The following is a 13,630-nucleotide window of genomic DNA, read 5'->3' as shown; positions in this document are numbered from 1 at the left end:
GCGTTCACACGGGTGCTGGCGTGGAGTCTGGGGTTGTCGGCGAAGTTGATCAACCGGTCGGCACCCGCCTTCCGGTACCCCTCTACTTCGGTCAGGTCTCGGGCTGCGTTCACACGGGTGCTGGCGTGGAGTCTGGGGTTGTCGGCGAAGTTGATCAACCGGTCGGCACCCGCCTTCCGGTACCCCTCTACTTCGGTCAGGGCCCGGGCTGCGTTCACACGGGTGCTGGCGTCGAGCTTGGGGTTGTCGGCGAAGTTGATCAACCGGTCGGCACCCGCCTTCCGATGCCCCTCCACCCCGGTCAATGCCTGGGCGGCATACACGCGGGTGCTGGCGTTGAGGCCGGGGTTGTCGGCGAGGGAGGCTAGCCGGTCCGTGCCCGTTTCCCGGTGCCCTTTCACCTCGGTCAACGCCTGGGCCGCGTCCACGCGGAAGCGGCTGGCAAGGCCGGAATCGTCGGCGAAATGGATGAGACAGTCGATGGCGCCAGAGGGAAGGGCGGTTCGCAGGCGTACCTGGCTTGCCAGGAACTCGCACACCATCCAGTCCCTTGGCATCCAGTCCATTGGTGTCCAGCCCCTTGGCGACGCGAGTCTAGTCAGGGTTTTAGCGGTTTGGTCGGCGATATGATCTTGTGGAGTGAGGAGGCCGTGCAGGATGAATCCGGCGTAAGAAGAGTTCTCACGCCTCAGCAGTGGGGCGCTCCAGTGGTCAGCGGGCCTAGAGAACACTTCGCCGAGCGTCTGGGCTCGTGCTTGCGCGTCGCGGGTGGCATGGAGGGCCGCCTGGTGTTCGAGCAGGGTTTGGTGAAGGAAAGCAAAGTCGGATGCGCTGCGGGTGATAAGGCCGCTGCGGCACAACGCGGCTGTGAGGAAGTCGTTCCATTCGTCGTCGGGGACGCGTGCAGGCCGGCGGGTGTGGGGATGGTCCCGCAGGATGTCCAGGGTCGGGCGGGTGTCGCCTGTGAAGCGTGCGGTGGCGAGGTGGCCGATCAGTTCAGGCAAGTGGTCCAGGGTGTCCTCGGCCCGGGCGGTGACGCCCGGGCCGTAGCCGTCCAGGTCGGCACGCAGTACGTCCCGTGCACCCGGGGCGTACTGCCGTTTGTGAAGCAGGGCGGTGAAGTTGTCGTAGACGGCGCCGCGGGTGGTGGGGAGCGCCTGCTGAGGGGCGTTGGCCTGGAGTTGGCAAAGCATGGTGGCCATGAGCGGCACGCGCGCGAGTTCTGCCAGGTTGGCGTTGTCGACCGCCGCGAGGAAGCGACTGGCAGTTGCGTCGGGCGCGGGCAGGTCCATGGCCTGGAACCAGGCGCGGGCGACATGGTGTAGGTCGTCCCGGTTGAATGGTTCGAGCTGGAAGTGCGGTGTGTCCCGGCCGAGAAGATTGAGTTCCGCAAGGGGCAGGGGGCGGGTGGCGACGACGAACCGGTACTGGTCGGCCTGGAGGCCGTTCGCGACGGCGGAGATCGTGCGTAGGACGGAGTGGCGGGCCTGGGCGTCGGTGATCTCATCGAGGCTATCGACGAGTACGAGCCAGCGGGCACGCGGGTGCGGACGCTTGGCGAACAGCTCGATGGGCAACCGCTCGATGAGTCCGGCGAGGTCGGCGTTGGCGTGCCGGGCCAGGGCCTCTGCGAGGGGCACGCCCAGGAGGGCGGACGCGGGGACGAGCACCGCCAGAACGGGGCCGACGTTTCCGGCCTGCCAGCCCTTGACGACATTGGCGAGGTAAGTCCGCAACAGGCTGGACTTGCCTCCCCCCGGGCCAGCCACCACCACACAGGTCTCGGCCTGCGAGAGCAGTTCAGCGGCCGGCCTCGGTCCGGCCACGACCCCGATGCGCGCCTCCGATGCGCTGTCCTCGACAGCGGGATCTTCCTGCCGGGCCAGCTGCCGGACGTACACGGTGGCGAGGGGCGGCACGATGCCGGGCAGCGCCCCCGCGTAGGGATGGTCGCGAACGGCACCCTCGGCGGCGGCGAGGTAATGGGCCAGCCGCTGCACACGTGAGTCCGCCTGCTCCCGAAGTGCGTGCATCTCCTTCCACTGGTTTCCGGCGATCCGGAGCGCGTCCAGGAGCTGATCCAAGGTGGTTTTGGTCGGCACCGTTTTGAAGGTGAACACGTTGCTGATCGTGGCCTTGGAGACCTCGGCCCTCTCGGCAAGCATGGTCCTGCCCCAGCCGAGGCTGGTCATTGCCTGCTGCAGCCGCCTGACCAGCTCGTGCTGCGCTTCCCCGTCCCTAGGCTTCGGCATCTGTCTCCCGATCCGTCCGTACAACCTCGTTCACATCACCGCATTGAACGCCCCTGAAGGATTCCATCAACTCCTGGGCTCCGGCTGCCGTGCCCTCCCCTGACTGGCTCCACCGACACCAGGAGATAACCTGATGGACCTTCACCCGTTCGCCCTCGCCGCCGTACCGCTCCTCCTGGGAGCGCTCGTCCGCCTGGCCCGTCGTCCGCAGAACGCCGCCCCCGCCATCACCCGGGCGCTGCGTGACCTAATCACCCTGTGGCTGGTCCTACACAACACCGACCCGCAGGAGCGCGGGCCGCTCCTGCGTGCCCACCGCGCGTGGCGACTGCCCGCCGACACAGCTCCGGCACTCCAGCGCGGCGGTCAGCCTGCCGGGCACCGCGACCGGTGACGCCGTCGGCGGCCCGAGCACTCCACCTATCCATCAAGGAACGCCACCCTGCAGACCCGCCGCCGTGCCGAGGTGATGATCCAACTGCGTCGGACCGAGCCAGGCACGCTGTCCCGACAGCTTCTTTGGGAAGCCCAGCAGCTGACCTCGGATCCTGGTACCTCGGAAGAGGACCGCGCGCTGGTCGTCGAACTGACCGCCCAGTACCGTGCCGAAGCCGAGTGGCTGCTCGGAGCGCTGAAGAAGGCGGGCCGGGAAGGAGGGACCCGCACCTGGGGGTTTCTTGCCGATCGGACCCGCATCAAGCGCCTGCTGCAGCTCGGCCACCTGGCCAAGGTTGAGGTCTTGGTGATCGCCGAAAGCAGAGCCCCTGCCGGCCAGCCGTTGTGGTCGGTCGGCAGGGGCTCTGCCGAGAGCTGGGACTGATCTCCGATGCCACCAACAGCCGCACAAACCAGCGGCTGCGGGCATTGGACGGACAACCAGGTTTCGCCTTCGAGCCGATCAGCAGTGAGATAGGCGCTGCGGTCGGCGGCGTTCCACCAGCGACGGATCGACGCGACGGCGAACTCGGCGGTGCCGTAGTCAGTGCTGGGTTCACCTGTCAGTTCGCCTGCTGTCGACTGAGGAGGGTTGTCGTGAGTTCGACGGTGGCGAGGTACCACCAGAAGATCCAGTCGAGGAACGCCGGATCGTAGTCCTCCTGTTGGGAGGCGTCCCGGTGGCGGATCTCGAACTTGTTTGCGATCACGAACAGCGCCCCGTCGTCGGGCTTCCCGAGTTCGCTGCGGATGAGGTCGCGTCGTTCCTCCAGGATGCCCGCGAGCACTATCACCGCGGAGCGCTTCTCCTCGATGGACGCGCCGCGGCCGCGGTAGAGGGCGATGGCGTGCGTGGTGCGCTGCTTGATGTCGGGGTCGGCGACAGCGAGGGCACGGTGGACGAGGTCGGCACGCGCGTCATCGGTGACCGCGACGAGTCGGCCCTGGTCCTCGCCCTCGTCGGCGAGGCGGTACTGGACGCCGGCACCCGCGAGCAGGCGGTTCACCCGCCATCGGTAGAGGACCCTGGCCGGGCCGACATGGAACTCTCGGTGGTGCCATCCGCATCCGTTCCAGGAGTGGAAGGTGCGATCCCGCGGCCGGGACACAAGATCGTGGAAAACCTCGACGAGGCCGAAGAAGGTGTCCTCGTCCCAGTCCTTCGGCGTGAGAGGCCACAACTGGTCGACCCCCAGCCGTTGCTCCAGAACCTCGGCCGGGTCCGGCAGTTGCTCGTCGACATCGACGCACGCCTCGCCGAAGTGCTCGGCGAGGTAGCCGTTGCCGTGCAACTCCATGACCAGCCGCGCGAAGCCCAACCGCACAGAAACCGGATCGGACGGCGCCGCCGGGGCTACCTGCCCGTTGCGGTGTGGCCAGTAGGGACGGGGCTCCGTGAACTGGCGGATCTCCTGCGCTCGACCGATCAGTTCACGCAACCACATCTGCTGGGTGAGTACCGGAGCCTGGCTCCATGGATCCGCGCCTGCACCCCAGGGGTCGTCGGACTTCGGCACTGTGGAAGGCAGGCTCTCGAAGTCCGAGCAGGCACTCGATCCCTGGAACGCCTCCGTGAGCAGCCATTCGGCCCGTGACACCCAGTCCCGCCGCCCGAGTGCCGCGATACGGCCGGCCTCGGCAACGAACAGGTCGGCAGGCCAGACCAGTTCGTAACTGCTGAGATCTATCACGAGGACCCCTCCGTGCCCGATGCTGCGGGGCGGCGTTCCACGTGCTGACCCGCATCGGGAGGATACCGGCGGCCCCGGACAACACCGCACGGATTTCACGCACTTCCAGCAGCGCAGGGTCAGGCAGCCAGGCGGGCGACCTGTCTCGTCTCGGTGATGCCTTGCAGCGTCTGTCCGCTTGGTCGAGCGCGCTGCTGAGTGCAGCGACGGCTTGGTCGGCGGAGTCCTTGAGGAGGTGGCCGTGGAGGTTGATGGTGATGGCGAGGGTGGTGTGTCGGAGGGTCTTGGAGATGACGGCGATGGGGACGTTATCGGCGATCATGATGCTGGCTGCGGTGTGGCGCAGGTAGCGCAGGCCGAGTTTGGTGGTGCGTTGGCGGAGTTGGTTCAGGAGCCATTGCGGGCGCAGGTGTTGGCCGTCGGGGTGAGGGGAAAGACGAGTCCTTCGAGTCAGCCATGTGGGTGGGAGGCCATTTGGATCGCGGCTTGGCGGTCATCAGCCAGGCTGCGTACGGGAATGGGCTGACGGCCGGGAATCAGCGTGATGGGCACTGACGCGGATAGCCTGCCGCAGTGCGTAGTTCTCCTGGCGTCGATGGGCCCGGTTGGCACTACCCACGAGACCTCCGCCCCTGACCGGGGAGACCGCCGGGGAGCGCCCGCACACTGGACGAATCAGGCAGTGGGGCGCGTGCGGGGGTCCGCAGGGCCGCCGCTCGACGGTCGTTGCCGATGCGCATGGCCCTCGCGTTCGCTGCGGCCTCCTCTTCTTGTTCGCCGGCGGGTGTGTTGGCCTGCGAGAGCATGCGGTTGGCTCGCCGTACGAGGTCGTGGAACGTCTCGGCATACCCGGCCACGGAACCCGTCACCGGGACCGCCCCGGGTACTTCCGGCCGACAGAAGTGCAGGCCCTGAGGCCCGGTGGCGACATGGGGAGCCCGCCGGGTGCGGCCGGCCACGAACCCGCTCAAATGCTCCAGAAGTTCGGCGTCTGCGGGCATCGGCACCTGCCGCCGCTGCGCCCCGAGTAGCGCGCGGAACGATGCCCGAACTGGGGTTCTGCCCTTGCGTACGACCCATACGCTCACCACGGGCATGCGGGCGCCGCGCTTCATGCCCCGCTCCGCGAAGTGCTCCGAGGGGCGCGGACCCGGCTGTGGGTCTCAGTCGTCGAGTCCATGTGGCTGATCATGCCGCATGGCCATGGAACGACGTGGTGTCATACGCCCTCGTTAGCCTTGCCTGATGACTCTGATCGCGCGCCGACCGATCGCTGAACTTCCGGGCGATCCGGCCTACTTGCGTTTCGTCTACCACCACGCGCATCCGGCGGACCCGTACGACGACGAGGACACTCTTGAGCAGTGGCAGGTCTCCGTCCTCGCACCGCCGGACGACGAGGAGGAGATCGGAGACGACCGGGATCCGGACCTGGCCCCGGCGGTCGGCCGGGTTCGCCTCTACCGGCTGCGTGACTACACCGGCGGCGACCGGTGGAGCGCTGCCGACGCCGAATCAGGCGACCTGGAGGTCATTGCCAGCACGGTGCTGCGCGGAGTCAGGAGTGGTGATTCGGGGTACTCCAGGGCATTCGAGAAGCAGATCGAGTGCCCGGTTGGTGACCTGCTGATTCTTGACCGCGTCCACCTCGACAAGGAGTGGCGCGGATTCGGTCTGGGCCCGGTCATCGCGGCGGAGGCGATCCGCAGGCTGTCCCCCGGGTGCTGCGCCGTTGCGACCTACCCCGCGATGGGCGAGTACCCGGAGGGCCGGGAGGAGACCACGGAAGCGGACCGCAGGCGCGCGAAGAGGAAGATCGCTGCTCTCTGGGCGGGCATCGGCTTCGAGCGGTTCCGCGACGGAGTATGGCTGCTCGACACGGCCCAGCGGGCGCCGGCCGACCTCCACCGAGCATGTCGCGAACATCTGACAGCACTCTCGCGTGCCTACCGGACCGTGCGGCGCGGCCAAGCGAACGTGTGACGGCCCGGTCAGGGGACCACCGAAAACCAGCTCGCTGTACCTCGTTGACGCCAACCTGCCTTCAGCGGACCGTGCACAGTGCAGACACCCGCCTCTGACAATCCGGTGCGGGGCGCATGGCTACGCGGCCATGGGCATGGCACCTTCGCCTTCCCCCTGTGGAAGCGCGGCCGGCTGAGTTCGGCTCGGTCGAGTGCTCGGGCGAGGGCGTGGACGGCTTGGTCGGCGGAGTCTTTGAAGAGGTGGCCGTAGAGGTTGATGGTGGTGGCGAGGGTGGAGTGGCGGAGGGTCTTGGAGACGATGGCGAGGGGGATGTTCTCGGCGATCATGATGCTGGCAGCGGTGTGGCGCAGGTCGTGCAGGCCGATCTTCGGGAGTCCGAGTTCGGTTGTGCGCTTGCGGAGTTGGTCGAGGACCCGCTGGGGCCGCAGGGGAGAGCCGCACGGTTTTGAGAAGACGAGTCCTTCGAACAGGCCGTCGGGGTGGCTCTGGGGGAGAGGCTGATCCAGGCGCGGCTGGCCTCGGTCTTGGGTTGTCCGAAGGCGAGTTCGCCGTTGTCGATGGCGGCGAGGGTCCAGCGGACGTAGAGCTTGCGGTCCATGAGGTGGACGTCGGTCCAGTGGAGGGCGAGGGCTTCGCCGCGGCGCATGCCGGTGCCGAGCAGGACCTCGAACAGGTCGGCCAGCTGATCCGCGTACTGCTCGGCACCATGCCGCAGGAACGCCGCGGCCTCGTCCGGGTCCAGCAAGTGCGTTCGGCGGCGCGGGGCTTGGGCGGTACGGAGCGCTTGGCGGGGTTGTAGCGCAGGCGCCAGGAGCGTATGGCGGCGTTGAGCGCGTTGCGCAGGGTGGAGACGGTCCGGTGGACGGTGACTTTGCCTCGGCCGGCGTCGAGTTGGGTGGTGGTCCATTCGTCGATGTGCTGGGGCCGCAGGTCCAGGAGCCGGTGGTGGCCGAAGGTCGGGATCAGGTCGCGCTCCACGCATGCCTGGTAGCCCGCGTACGTGTTCGGCGCCAGGCGCATCTTCTGCAGGACCAGCCACTCCCGGAGGAAGCTCGCGACCGTGGTGCGGCGATTCTCGTACACTCCGCGCAGCTCGCCGTCCAGTACTGCGGCCATCTCCCGTGCGGCCTCGGCCCGGGTGGCGAACCCGCCCCGTCGGCGGGTGCGGCGCTGTCCCTCGTCGGGGGCGAGGTCGACGCAGTACGTCCACTTCCCGTGCTTCACATCGCCGGCCAACTGAGGGCACCACGGCCCGAGTTGCTTTCCGTTGCTGTCCGAGCAGCCGCACCGCCGGTACACCCTGCCCCGCTGTGGACGCTGTCCCATGAACCCCTCCTTGCTCTTGGTGCTATCTGACACCAAGGTTCGCCACCTCGTTCGGCGTGTCGGTAGAGCGTGCGAAGCAGGGCGCGAAGCGAGCCCTGGTTGGCCGGCGGCGACACGCGCAGGACGACACGCCGAACGGAAGATCACGGCGCGTAGCCAGTGGGTAGGCGGTTCTGTTCCGCATCCCGGATGCCCCGCAGCAGGCGAATCTGCAGGCCGCTGTCCCAAGCGGCATCAGCGGGATGCCGCAGGTGGTGGCTGGGGCCCTGTTACTCGGCGTGTCCACGGCCGTTGCTGGGCCTTGGGACCACTTTGGGACCAGCTGTTATGGCCGCTGGTGGACGCATGTGGACGGAGTTGGACATCTCTGGCCGAGGTAACACCTGGGCCTACGTCAGGTCGCGCGAGCCGCGCGAGCACTCCTTTGGGATCAACTCCTATTTGCAGGAGACGAGTTGGCCGCCTGCTCGGGACCCGTCGAGCAGGCGGCCAATCAGCAAGGTAGTAGGCGTACTTGACTGGGAGTCAAGGGGTCGCAGGTTCAAATCCTGTCGTCCCGACGGTAACGTCGCAGGTCAGAGGCGGTTTTTCCGGAAACGGGAAGGCCGCCTCTGGCGGTTTTCGGACATGGCAAATCGTGGCATTTCGGACGTCGAGTCAAGTGGGGTTACCGCCGATCCGTAGGTCGCGTCGGGCGATTGGCATTGAATCTACGGTTTTCGCGGCGATCTGTGATGCTATTCCAGGGTCGGCCGACGGCTGGCGCACTTAACCGGCGCGCGGCACGCCCGTACCCCAACTCCCCTTCCCTGCAAGACTGTTGATGGGTCATCCGGCAGCCTCGGGGTGCATGGATTTCACAACCTCGCCCGATTTGCCCGGGTTTTCGACCACTCTGAGTGATCGAGGCTGTTTCGTGATGTCCCGTTTCGGGGTCCCTTCTTGAATGAAATGGGCTTCGCGCTGCGGGAGTTGGTTTCATCTGACGAACGTTCAGCCGGTGGCGTCATGCCTGAATCGTTACCGTCGTGCGCGGTGGCCTTGGTTGGTGTGTCACCACCTTCGGGGGATTCGTCCGGTTCGGCGGAGTTGTTCGGCGAGGTGGCGGGTGAGGGTGTCTCCGGCTTCGGCGATCGTGCGGAGGTCGGGGTGGAGGTAGCGCACCGTGGTGCCGAAGTCCCGGTGGCCGGCGATTTCCTGGAGGATGTGGGGAGGGACTCCGGCGTCGGCCATCCAGGTCAGGCCGGTGTGGCGGAGGTCGTGGCGGCGCAGGTGTGTGTGGCCGAGGGCGTGGACGACGTTGTCCCAGTGGGTGGCGTCGCGCAGGACGGCGGTGGTGATGCGGCCGCCGCGGGGGCCGGTGTAGAGGCGGGTGCCGGGATCGCCCCGGGTGGTGTGGAGGCGGCGGAGGATCTGCGGGCGCAGCGGTTCGATGATGGGGATGTGGCGGGTGTGGCCGCCTTTGGGGGCTTTGTCGACGAGGCCGCCGGGGGCGGGCGTGGTCTGGTGGCGGCAGGTCAGGATCCACTGTTCGGTGTCGATGTCCTCGACGCGGACGCCGGAGACCTCGCCGATGCGGGTGGCGGTGCAGGCGCTGTGGACGACGACATCGCCCCAACCGCGGTAGTGGTTGTAGGAGCAGTCGACGAGGGCGTCGGCGAGCTCGGTGAGGGCGTCCCAGTCGCGCAGGGCGAGGGTGCGGGGTTCGAGGAGTTCGTCCTCGGCCTGGCGGAGTTCGTGCTGCCAGCCGGTGACGCGGGCCGGCTCGTTCGCGATCAGTCCGTCGGCGACGGCCTGGCGCAGGATGCGGTGGAGCATCGCGAGGGTGCTCTTGACGGTGGAGCGGCCGCAGCCGTCGGCGATCCAGGCGTACACGGCGTCCTGGATCATGCCGGTGGTGATCAGGTCGATGGGCAGGTGTCCGAGGTCCGGGAGGATCCGCAGGCGCAGGCCGGCGAGGTAGGGGGAGTGGGTGGTGCTCTCCAGCCCGGAGAGGATCACCGTCAGGCGGCGTTCGATGTAGTCGGCGAGTGGCATCGAGCCGAGGTGGGAGAGGACGGGGCTGCCGGTGGCGTCTGCCAGCACGGTCAGCCACTGCGTGACGAGAGTCGGGTCGAGCCCGTTGTGGACGGCGGTGCTCAGGAACGCCGCCCACGCCTGCGTCTGCGCCGGGGCCGCGTCACCACAGTGAGGTGGCGCGCCGATGCCGTCGACGAGACCGGCCGGCGGAAAAGCTGCCGCCACCGGTCCGACGGCCGGGACTGCCCACGCGGCTGCGGCGGCGCGTGGTCGGGTCGGGTGTGTAGAGGTATCCATACCCCACGGTGCGCTCTGCGGGAGGCAGACGAGGACACCCCGCTCCCCGGGCAAGGCCGTACGTGCCTGGGCCCGGAAGGCGCCGCTACGCCCGATGGGCACCGCGGTCGACCTGATTGGCATGGAGTAGGGCGGTATCCTGGCCGGCTGCGTTTGGCCGGCGGCCTCAGGTCAGGTCGACCGTGTCGGCCCGGTCGGCTTCCCGGGTGCGCCGGAGAAGTTCGCGCTGATCGTGGTGCGGGGCCTGTAGGGAGTGGGGCTGCGCCCGTGCCGACCTGCCTGGCGCTGCTGCTGGCTGCCTACTGGCAGGAGCGGCACAAGTGTTGGTCTGGGCTGCCGCCGGTTCGGTGGCCGCGGCGGCGAGTCCTGTCCTGGGCGGGCTGCTGACGAGGCCGGACCGGTGGTGGATCTTCGGGGCGACAGCGGCGTTCTGCCCGCTTCGAGGTCTCCTTCAAGACCGCCTACGGCCACAAGTGGGCATGGCTCTCGGGGTTCAGCCACACGGACCTGCTCAGGGTCCCTGCATGGGAGCTGCGGGCGATCGGCCACGCCGCGCATCGCCAGTCGCGCGGCGGGCACCTACTCCTCGCCGACGTCCAGGAACTGCTGAAGGCGAGCAGGCCGCCGTCCATCCACGTCGCGCCGCGCCAACTCGAACCGGAGGATGCTGTCGAGGCTGCACTGCCCGCTACCTGGACCGACCGTTCCGGAGCCGCCGCCGGGACATCCTGACACTGCCGCTCGACAAGATCGAAGCACTTCGGACCGTCTCGGACGTCGAGTGACGGTTCGCCGGGACTGAGGACTGAACGCTGTGCCGGAAAGGCCGGTCAGACCTTGATGACCTCGATGGTGGGTCCGCAGAGGAGGACCAGGTCTTCGGGGTCGGAGGTGAGGACGGTGACCGGGGCGGGGGCGGTGCGGGCGACGGCTGCGAGGACGGCGTCGATGGCGTACTTGTGGCCGTGCAGGTGGTGGGTGCGGAGGAGGGCGGCGGCCTGATCGGCGACACCGGCGGTGACGTCGTGGACGTCGATGCGGGAGAGGACCCATTTGATCCGGGCGCGGTGGATGCGTTCGTAGTCGGCTTCGAGTGTGGTCATGGCGGTGGTGGCGACGCGCACGCCTTCTTCGGCGGCGGCCTGGACCAGGGCCGTGACGGTTCGGTCCTTGAGGTAGAGCTTGGAGAGGCCCTCGCTGTCGAGGAGGAGGGTGCCGGGCATCAGGCGGCGGCCCCGCCGGCCTGGTGGTGGTCGTGGCGCAGCAGGGCCCGGGCCGTCTCGATCTCGGCGCGGGTGAGCTCGTCGTTGTCGGTCTCGAAGTCGGCGACGATCTCACGGAGCTTGTCCATGGCGACACGCTGTTCGAGAGCCTCGGCGACGTAGGCGGAGAACCCGCCGGGGCCGACATGGGCGCGGACGGTCTCGGCGAGGTTCTCGGGCAGGCTGATCGAGTACTTCTTGCTACCGCTCATGGCCTCGATACTACCTGCGGTGGTAGGCGATGGGTCGGGGATCGCCCGCATCCTCCAGGCGAACGGGTGCTGGGCCCGTGCGAATCAGAAGAGGACGTCCTGGCGGACCGCTGTGATGGTGCTGGCACCGATGATCCGCCCTGGTGAGACGTCGATCTCCTGGTCGTCGCGCATGCGCTTGAGCAGCGGGATGACCTGGGTGGGCCGGTAGACGGTCTCCAGCAGGGCGTACCTCTTGAGCTGGTCGACACTCAGACCCGCCGGGGTCGTGTCGAGGTGGTTGAGCAGGATGCGGTGCAGCGGGCCGGTGTCCGGTTGGAGCTCAAGGTCGAGGGCCTGCTGGTTGGGGTCCTTGGGTCGCGGTAGCGGATGCCCGAAGTGGTGTCGACGGCCCAGCTGGCTTCCTTCATCTTCTCGACGCCTCGCTCGTGTCGGGTGCCGAAGATGAGGTAGAGCAGGTGGCCGGCTTCGTCGATCATCTCGAAGGCCAAGGTGTACTGGAATCCGGCACGTTGGAGCGTCGCGCGGTACTGGTCGTGGAGGTAGGCACCCTTGGTGCTGGGTGGTCGGCGGAAGACGTCGTGCCAGTCGGAGCCGCCGAAGAAGGCGTCGCCCCTGGCGCGGTGGTGCTCGTTCTTCTCGGCGAAGCGGACGAGGAAGGAGGGCTGGAAGGTGACCATCACCTCGCTGCTGTGGTGGCTGCCGGCGATCCGCTGCAGGAGGTCGAACGGCACCTCCGGACCGCCGAAGCCGTCGAGGAGGACGAACATCGGCCGGCGCATGCTGTCCGTGCGGGTCAGCCCCTCGCGGCAGCCGCATCGCCGGTAGACGCGTCCGCGATCTTGAACGTGGGGTCGCATTGTGATCGCCTCGAAGGCTTGCGCGAAGTCCGTTCCTCAGCCTCACTCTGGGCGGCCCTTGTCGCCATGCCAGGGGATCGTCGCAGGTCAGGAACTGGATTTAGGCGTTGTTGAGCGTACGGTGGTCGCGGTCGCGCCGTCTTCTGAAGGGTGCTCGGCCGCGTTTGCGGGTCGGGCATGAGTGGGAGGCGGTTCGAGCGGGTCCGCGAATTCGGAGGCGGCTACGGGGAGTTACCAATCTCGTCCGGTCGGGAGGCGTGGGTGCGTCCGGACCGGGTCAGATGAGCCGGTCGCGATGCTGGGCGGCGGCATCTCAGACGAACTGGGCGAAGCGTTTGCGGCTGCGCCGCTGGTGTTCTTCGGCCTGTTTGTTGTTCCAGCCTTCGTGGTCGAGATCGTCGTACTCGATGTGGAAGAGCCAGCAGGCGCAGATGCCGGTGAGGAGGTCTTCGAGGAAGTCGTGGGCCGGGCGCGTGCGGTCGAGCGGGGCAGGGCGCAGCTCGATGTCGGCGAGGGTCTCTTCCAGGTCGTCGAGTGCTCGCGTAGGGCCTCGGGGTCGGGCAGGAGACCGTTGGAGATGCGCAGGGCGTGGCGCGCGAGGTCGTTGATGGCTTCCCGCGGTGTGGCGCCGTCGTCGGTGAGTCCGATGACGATGGTGGGGGTCTCGTGGGGGACGGCCTCGATGTTGCGGCGGCGGTGACCTTGGCCGCGGCCGATCACATCGGAGGAGGAGGTCCCCTTCCCGAGGAAGTCGGTGCTGCTCTCGTAGTACTTCGCGCCGCAGCAGGTCCTGAGGTCGCGAGGGTCCGTCCTCCCTCGCAACAGGGGCTGTTCCGTTGGAGTCTGCCTGTCTCTGACCTGGGGTCTCCCTTGACCAGTGAAGACCCGCAGGCGTTCGGGCATGAGGTTGTTGCTGCTGTGTCTCGGAGACGGGTCACATCCCGGGCTTCTCAGGGTGGTTACCGAAGCTTCCTGAGTACTCGGCGAGAGACGTGGCGTCAGCTATGACCCAACGGCGATGTTGAGGACGATCACGATCACCAGCCAAAGGGCGGCTGCGCCGAGGTCGACTCCGATCATGGCGAGGGCCTTGAGCGGGGCGGTCAGGTCTTTCTTGGCGACCTTGATGTTGGCGATGGCCGCGCCCGCGCCGATGGCCGCGCCTACCGCGCCGAGGACGAAGGCCAGGGCGAGGCCGAGGGGGAGGAAGGTGAGGAGGAACTGCCAGAGGTTCATGCCGGCGAAGGGGCCGCCGACTGCGCTGAACTTGTTGAGCGGGGCCTGGGGCTG

At 67.9% G+C, this 13,630-nt stretch carries 13 protein-coding genes and 1 pseudogene; 4 read left to right on the top strand and 10 right to left on the bottom strand.

Translation table 11 applies throughout. The annotated features are described in order from the left end of the window. Nucleotides 1-2,192: hypothetical protein (locus ACFV4P_RS34755; RefSeq protein WP_380477492.1), on the bottom strand; the 2,192-nt coding region annotated here is incomplete at its 3' end. Nucleotides 2,193-2,385: 193 nt separating this feature from the next. Here ACFV4P_RS34755 and ACFV4P_RS34750 point away from each other — a divergent pair. Beyond that, the gene (locus ACFV4P_RS34750; protein WP_380477491.1) at nt 2,386-2,646 is read left to right on the top strand and encodes a hypothetical protein; all 261 of its coding nucleotides are present in this window, start codon (nt 2,386-2,388) and stop codon (nt 2,644-2,646) included. Between the two features lie 75 nt (nt 2,647-2,721). Next, the gene (locus tag ACFV4P_RS34745) at nt 2,722-3,072 is read left to right on the top strand and encodes a hypothetical protein (protein WP_380477490.1); all 351 of its coding nucleotides are present in this window, start codon (nt 2,722-2,724) and stop codon (nt 3,070-3,072) included. A gap of 178 nt (nt 3,073-3,250) precedes the next feature. Here ACFV4P_RS34745 and ACFV4P_RS34740 read toward each other — a convergent pair whose 3' ends face one another. Continuing rightward, nucleotides 3,251-4,378 (bottom strand): hypothetical protein, encoded by a 1,128-nt coding sequence (locus ACFV4P_RS34740; protein WP_380477489.1) that lies wholly within the window; start codon nt 4,376-4,378, stop codon nt 3,251-3,253. A 1,245-nt stretch (nt 4,379-5,623) separates the two neighbouring features. Between ACFV4P_RS34740 and ACFV4P_RS34735 the strand changes: the two genes are divergently transcribed. Next, complete coding sequence (locus ACFV4P_RS34735) at nt 5,624-6,361, top strand: hypothetical protein (protein WP_380477488.1); 738 nt, start codon at nt 5,624-5,626, stop codon at nt 6,359-6,361. 8 nt (nt 6,362-6,369) lie between these two features. Here the strand turns inward: ACFV4P_RS34735 and ACFV4P_RS34730 are convergent, their stop codons facing one another. The 7 genes and pseudogenes from ACFV4P_RS34730 to tcmP form a co-directional block, all read right to left on the bottom strand. Then, nucleotides 6,370-6,792 carry a tyrosine-type recombinase/integrase gene (locus tag ACFV4P_RS34730; RefSeq protein ID WP_380477502.1) on the bottom strand — a complete coding sequence of 141 codons (423 nt, stop codon included), beginning with the start codon at nt 6,790-6,792 and terminating at the stop codon, nt 6,370-6,372. Then, on the bottom strand, nt 6,687-7,109 hold the full coding sequence (locus ACFV4P_RS34725) for a hypothetical protein (protein WP_380477504.1): 423 nt from the start codon (nt 7,107-7,109) through the stop codon (nt 6,687-6,689). The genes ACFV4P_RS34730 and ACFV4P_RS34725 overlap by 106 nt, the downstream gene beginning before the upstream one ends. Before the next feature lie 170 nt (nt 7,110-7,279). After that, nucleotides 7,280-7,480 (bottom strand): annotated as a pseudogene (locus ACFV4P_RS34720) (hypothetical protein); the annotation flags it as partial. Nucleotides 7,481-8,743: 1,263 nt separating this feature from the next. Next, nucleotides 8,744-9,934 carry a tyrosine-type recombinase/integrase gene (locus ACFV4P_RS34715; RefSeq protein WP_380477487.1) on the bottom strand — a complete coding sequence of 397 codons (1,191 nt, stop codon included), beginning with the start codon at nt 9,932-9,934 and terminating at the stop codon, nt 8,744-8,746. Nucleotides 9,935-10,836: 902 nt separating this feature from the next. After that, nucleotides 10,837-11,229 carry a type II toxin-antitoxin system VapC family toxin gene (locus tag ACFV4P_RS34710; protein ID WP_380477486.1) on the bottom strand — a complete coding sequence of 131 codons (393 nt, stop codon included), beginning with the start codon at nt 11,227-11,229 and terminating at the stop codon, nt 10,837-10,839. Beyond that, on the bottom strand, nt 11,229-11,480 hold the full coding sequence (locus ACFV4P_RS34705) for a hypothetical protein (protein ID WP_380477485.1): 252 nt from the start codon (nt 11,478-11,480) through the stop codon (nt 11,229-11,231). The genes ACFV4P_RS34710 and ACFV4P_RS34705 overlap by 1 nt, the downstream gene beginning before the upstream one ends. 251 nt (nt 11,481-11,731) lie before the next feature. Next, complete coding sequence (gene tcmP, locus ACFV4P_RS34700; RefSeq protein WP_380477484.1) at nt 11,732-12,250, bottom strand: three-Cys-motif partner protein TcmP; 519 nt, start codon at nt 12,248-12,250, stop codon at nt 11,732-11,734. A 385-nt stretch (nt 12,251-12,635) separates the two neighbouring features. Here tcmP and ACFV4P_RS34695 point away from each other — a divergent pair, with 385 nt between their 5' ends. Next, nucleotides 12,636-13,040, top strand: a complete 405-nt coding sequence (locus ACFV4P_RS34695) for a hypothetical protein (protein WP_380477483.1) — start codon at nt 12,636-12,638, stop codon at nt 13,038-13,040. 302 nt (nt 13,041-13,342) lie between these two features. On the opposite strand, the gene ACFV4P_RS34690 is transcribed toward ACFV4P_RS34695, so the two are convergent. Then, a partial coding sequence (locus ACFV4P_RS34690) for a hypothetical protein (RefSeq protein ID WP_380477482.1) occupies nt 13,343-13,630 on the bottom strand: 288 nt, incomplete at its 5' end.

Origin of the sequence: Kitasatospora sp. NPDC059795, assembly GCF_042732175.1 — a bacterium.
GTDB lineage: Bacteria > Actinomycetota > Actinomycetes > Streptomycetales > Streptomycetaceae > Kitasatospora.
The sequence above is the reverse complement of the archived record's forward strand: the minus strand, read 5'-3'. Positions and strand labels throughout refer to the sequence as shown.